General features: G+C 67.2%; 4 protein-coding genes. All 4 read left to right on the top strand.

All coding sequences use genetic code 11. The annotated features are described in order from the left end of the window. Nucleotides 1-129 precede the first annotated feature (129 nt). From glyQ to JYJ84_RS28710, 4 genes are read left to right on the top strand one after another with little or no spacing between them, the layout of a single operon-like run. Nucleotides 130-1,134 (top strand): glycine--tRNA ligase subunit alpha, encoded by a 1,005-nt coding sequence (glyQ, locus tag JYJ84_RS28725; RefSeq protein ID WP_175221648.1) that lies wholly within the window; start codon nt 130-132, stop codon nt 1,132-1,134. A gap of 22 nt (nt 1,135-1,156) precedes the next feature. Beyond that, entirely contained in the window at nt 1,157-3,256 is a 2,100-nt protein-coding gene (gene glyS / locus JYJ84_RS28720) for a glycine--tRNA ligase subunit beta (protein ID WP_175221647.1), read from the top strand. A 10-nt stretch (nt 3,257-3,266) separates the two neighbouring features. Continuing rightward, nucleotides 3,267-3,830: a D-glycero-beta-D-manno-heptose 1,7-bisphosphate 7-phosphatase gene (gmhB, locus tag JYJ84_RS28715; protein WP_122946225.1), complete on the top strand. Its 564-nt coding sequence runs from the start codon at nt 3,267-3,269 to the stop codon at nt 3,828-3,830. A 43-nt stretch (nt 3,831-3,873) separates the two neighbouring features. Further along, nucleotides 3,874-4,638, top strand: coding sequence for a 1-acyl-sn-glycerol-3-phosphate acyltransferase (locus JYJ84_RS28710; RefSeq protein ID WP_122946226.1), 765 nt, complete (start codon nt 3,874-3,876; stop codon nt 4,636-4,638). Nucleotides 4,639-4,726 lie beyond the last annotated feature (88 nt).

The following is a 4,726-nucleotide window of genomic DNA, read 5'->3' as shown; positions in this document are numbered from 1 at the left end:
TCCGCTCGCCGATCCGGTAAAATTACGCGTTTCAGCACACTAACAAGCCGCGCCGCCGCGCGAGCCGACCCTCCGGGCCCCGCCCGGAGCGCCGCCCGCAACGGAGCGCCAGCGCCACGAAGGCTCTTCATGCTTACGTTTCAGCAAATCATCCTGACGCTGCAGTCCTACTGGGACAAGCAGGGTTGCGCCCTGCTCCAGCCCATCGACATGGAAGTCGGCGCAGGCACGTCGCACGTCCACACGTTCCTGCGCGCGATCGGCCCCGAGCCGTGGCGCGCCGCGTACGTGCAGCCGTCGCGCCGCCCGAAGGACGGCCGCTACGGCGAGAACCCGAACCGCCTGCAGCACTACTACCAGTACCAGGTCGTGCTCAAGCCGGCGCCGGAAAACATCCTCGACCTGTACCTCGGCTCGCTCGAGGCGCTCGGCTTCGACCTGCAGCAGAACGACGTGCGCTTCGTCGAGGACGACTGGGAAAACCCGACGCTCGGCGCGTGGGGCCTCGGCTGGGAAGTGTGGCTGAACGGGATGGAAGTCACGCAGTTCACGTATTTCCAGCAGGTCGGCGGCCTCGACTGCAAGCCGGTGCTCGGCGAGATCACCTACGGCCTCGAGCGCCTCGCGATGTATCTGCAGAAGGTCGAGAACGTGTATGACCTCGTGTGGACGGAGTGGGAAGAGCAAGGCCCGAACGGCCCCGAGCTGCGCCGCCTGTCGTATGGCGACGTCTACCACCAGAACGAGGTCGAGCAGTCGACCTACAACTTCGAGCACGCGAACGTCGACCTGCTGTTCACGTTCTTCAACAGCTACGAAGCGGAAGCGAAGAAGATGATCGACGCGCAGCTCGCGCTGCCCGCGTACGAACTCGTGCTGAAGGCCGGCCACACGTTCAACCTGCTCGACGCGCGCGGCGCGATCTCGGTCACCGAACGCGCGGCGTACATCGGCCGCATCCGCGCGCTGTCGCGTCTCGTCGCGCAGGCTTACTACGACTCGCGCGAGAAGCTCGGCTTCCCGATGCTCGGCAACCCGCCGGGCGTGCCCGGCCTCACCACCGACGCCCAGGACGCCGCCCAGCCGGCATGGGCGCCGCCGCTCAAGGTCGAACGCAAGATCGATCAGGACTGACGAGACGAGATTCATTCCAATCATGACGCACAATCATCCCGCCCCCCTGCTCGTCGAACTGCTGACCGAAGAGCTGCCGCCGAAGGCCCTCGCGCGCCTCGGCGACGCATTCGCCGAAGGTCTCGCGCAACGCCTCGCGGCACGCGACCTCGTCGAAGGCGAACTCGTGTTCGAACGCTACGCCACGCCGCGCCGCCTCGCCGTCGTCGTGCAGAACGTGCGCGCCGTCGCCCCTGAAAAGCAGGTCCGCGAAAAGGTCCTGCCCGTGTCGGTCGCGCTCGATGCCGAAGGCAAGCCGACCGCCCCGCTCGCGAAGAAGCTCGCGGCGCTCGGCCACCCGAACCTGTCGATCGCCGATCTCGAGCGCGCACAGGACGGCAAGGCCGAAGCGTTCTTCCTCAACTATTCGGCAGCCGGCGCGACGCTCGCCGACGGCCTGCAGGCCGCGCTCGACGAAACGCTCGAGAAGCTGCCGATCCCGAAGGTGATGACCTACCAGCGCCCGGACGGCTCCGACGTGAAGTTCGTGCGCCCGGTGCATCGCCTGACGGTGCTGCATGACGATCGCATCGTGCCCGTCACCGCCTTCGGCGTCGACGCCGGCGATACCACGCTCGGCCACCGCTTCCTGTCCGACGGCCTCGTCGCGATCCAGCATGCGCGCGCGTATGCCGACACGCTGCGCGACAAGGGCCGCGTGATCGCGCACTTCGTCGATCGCCGCGAAACGATCCGCACGCAGCTGAACGAACATGCGAACGGCGATACCGTCGTGATGCCCGAGTCGCTGCTCGACGAAGTGACGTCGCTGGTCGAATGGCCGGTCGTCTACCCGTGCCGCTTCGAGGACGAGTTCCTGCAGGTCCCGCAGGAATGCCTGATCCTCACGATGCAGACGAACCAGAAGTATTTCGCGCTGACCGACGTCAGCGGCAAGCTGCGCTCGCGCTTCCTGATCGTGTCGAACATCGAGACGAAAACACCGGGCGAGATCATCGAAGGCAACGAGCGCGTCGTGCGCCCGCGCCTCGCCGATGCGAAGTTCTTCTTCGAGCAGGACAAGAAGAAGCCGCTCGCCGACCGCGTGCCGCAACTCGCGAACGTCGTGTATCACAACAAGCTCGGTTCGGCGCTCGCGCGCGTCGAGCGCCTCGAAGCGCTGGCCGGCGAGATCGCACCCGCGATCGGCGCCGACGCCACGCTCGCGAAGCGCGCCGCGCGTCTCGCGAAGGCCGACCTGCTGACCGACATGGTCGGCGAGTTCCCGGAACTGCAGGGCACGATGGGCACGTACTACGCGCGCCACGACGGCGAAGCCGACGACGTCGCGCTCGCCTGCGCCGAGCACTACCAGCCGCGCTTCTCCGGCGACGCACTGCCGACCACGCCCGTGTCGACCGCGGTCGCGCTGGCCGACAAGCTCGAGACGATCGTCGGCATCTGGGGCATCGGCCTCGCGCCGACCGGCGAGAAGGATCCGTTCGCGCTGCGCCGCCACGCGCTCGGCGTGCTGCGCCTGCTGCTCGAGAAGCAGTTGCCGCTCGATCTCGTGTCGCTGCTGCGCACGGCCCACGCGCGCTTCGAAAGCGTGCCGGGCGTCGCCGAGTCGACCGATGCGATCTTCGCGTTCTTCATGGATCGCCTGCGCGGCCTGCTGCGCGAGCGCGGCTATTCGGCCGGCGAAATCGACGCGGTGCTGAGCCTGAACCCGACGCGCGTCGACGATCTCGTCGCGCGCCTCGACGCGGTGCGCGAATTCACGCGCCTCGCGGAAGCCGAAGCGCTCGCGGCCGCGAACAAGCGGATCTCGAACATCCTGAAGAAGTCGGAAGGCGGCGCGAACGGCACGGTGCAGCCGACGCTGCTCGTCGAGGCCGCCGAGAAGGCGCTGCACGAACAGCTCGCGGCCGTGACGCCGCACGTGCAGTCGCAGCTCGAGGCGCGCGCGTACACGGGCGCGCTGTCGGCGCTCGCCGCACTGCGCGCACCGGTCGACACGTTCTTCAACGACGTGATGGTCAACGCGGAAGATCCGGCGCTGCGCGCGAACCGTCTCGCACTGCTGTCCGCGCTGCACCAGCAGATGAACTGCGTCGCCGACATCTCGAAGCTCGCCGCATAAGGGCCGCACGATGCCGATCAGCCCCAACCGAAAGCTCGTCGTCCTCGACCGGGACGGCGTGATCAACGTCGATTCGGATGCGTTCATCAAGACGCCCGACGAATGGATCGCGCTGCCCGGTGCCCTCGAGGCGATCGCCCGGCTCAACCACGCGGGGTATCGCGTGGTCGTCGCGACCAACCAGTCCGGCATCGGTCGCGGGCTGTTCGACATGGCCACGCTCAACGCGATGCATCTGAAGATGCATCGCGCGGCGGCCGCGGTCGGCGCACGTATCGACGCGGTGTTCTTCTGCCCGCACACGGCCGAGGATCACTGCGACTGCCGCAAGCCGAAACCCGGCATGATGCAGATGATCACCGAGCGCTTCGAGATCGATCCCGATCACACGCCGGTCGTCGGCGATTCGCTGCGCGACCTGCAGGCCGGCGTCGCGGTCGGCTTCCAGCCGCACCTCGTGCTTACCGGCAAGGGCAAGAAGACGCTCGCCGCCGGTAACCTGCCGCCCGGCACGAAGGTCCACGACGACTTGCGCGCGTTCGCGCTCGATTTCCTTTCACACGACCACGAGTGATGCAGCCGCCGCGCGCATCCTCCCTAACGCCAGACTTACGCCGATGCGCTTCGTCCGCTCCCTGCTGCTGCTGATCTACTTCGTCCTGTACACGGTGCCGTATGCCACCGCGTGCTTCATCGCCTTTCCGTTCATGCGCCCCGATGCGCGCTACTGGATGGCGGCCGGCTGGTGCAAGTCGACGCTGTGGGTCGTGCGCTGGCTGAACGGCATCCGCTACCGGATCGAAGGGTACGAGAACCTGCCCGACGGCCCGGCGGTGCTGCTGTCGAAGCACCAGTCCGCCTGGGAGACGCTTGCGTTTCCGGCGCTGATGCCGAGGCCGCTCTGCTACGTGTTCAAGCGCGAGCTGCTGTACGTGCCGTTCTTCGGCTGGGCGCTCGGGCTGCTGCACATGGTCAACATCAACCGCAAGGAAGGCAAGAACGCGTTCGTTTCGGTGATCCGCCAGGGCAAGAAGCGCCTGTCGGAAGGCGCATGGATGATCATGTTCCCGGAAGGCACGCGCACGCCGGTCGGCAAGCAGGGCAAGTACAAGACGGGCGGCGCGCGCTTCGCGATCGAAACCGGCGCCCCCGTCGTGCCGATCGCGCACAACGCAGGCCGGGTGTGGCCGCGCAATTCGTTCACGAAATTCCCGGGCGTCGTCACCGTGTCGATCGGCAAGCCGATCCCCAGCGAAGGGCTGACGCCCGATGCATTGAACTCGCAGGTCGAAGCATGGATCGAAGCGGAAATGCGCCGGATCGATCCGGATTCGTATCGCCAGGCGGGCAACGCCGGCGCGCGCGATGCCGCGCGTGCCTGACGCCCCCAGGTTGCAGCCGTTGCGTACGACAAAAAGAAGCGAACTGATGAAACAGCGTCCGCGGCCACGGCCTGCCGTCGTGGCCCTC

This window comes from Burkholderia sp. LMG 13014, assembly GCF_905232215.1.
Lineage (GTDB): Bacteria > Pseudomonadota > Gammaproteobacteria > Burkholderiales > Burkholderiaceae > Burkholderia.
Note: the sequence above shows the minus strand (reverse complement) of the source record. Positions and strands in the feature narration are given on the sequence as shown.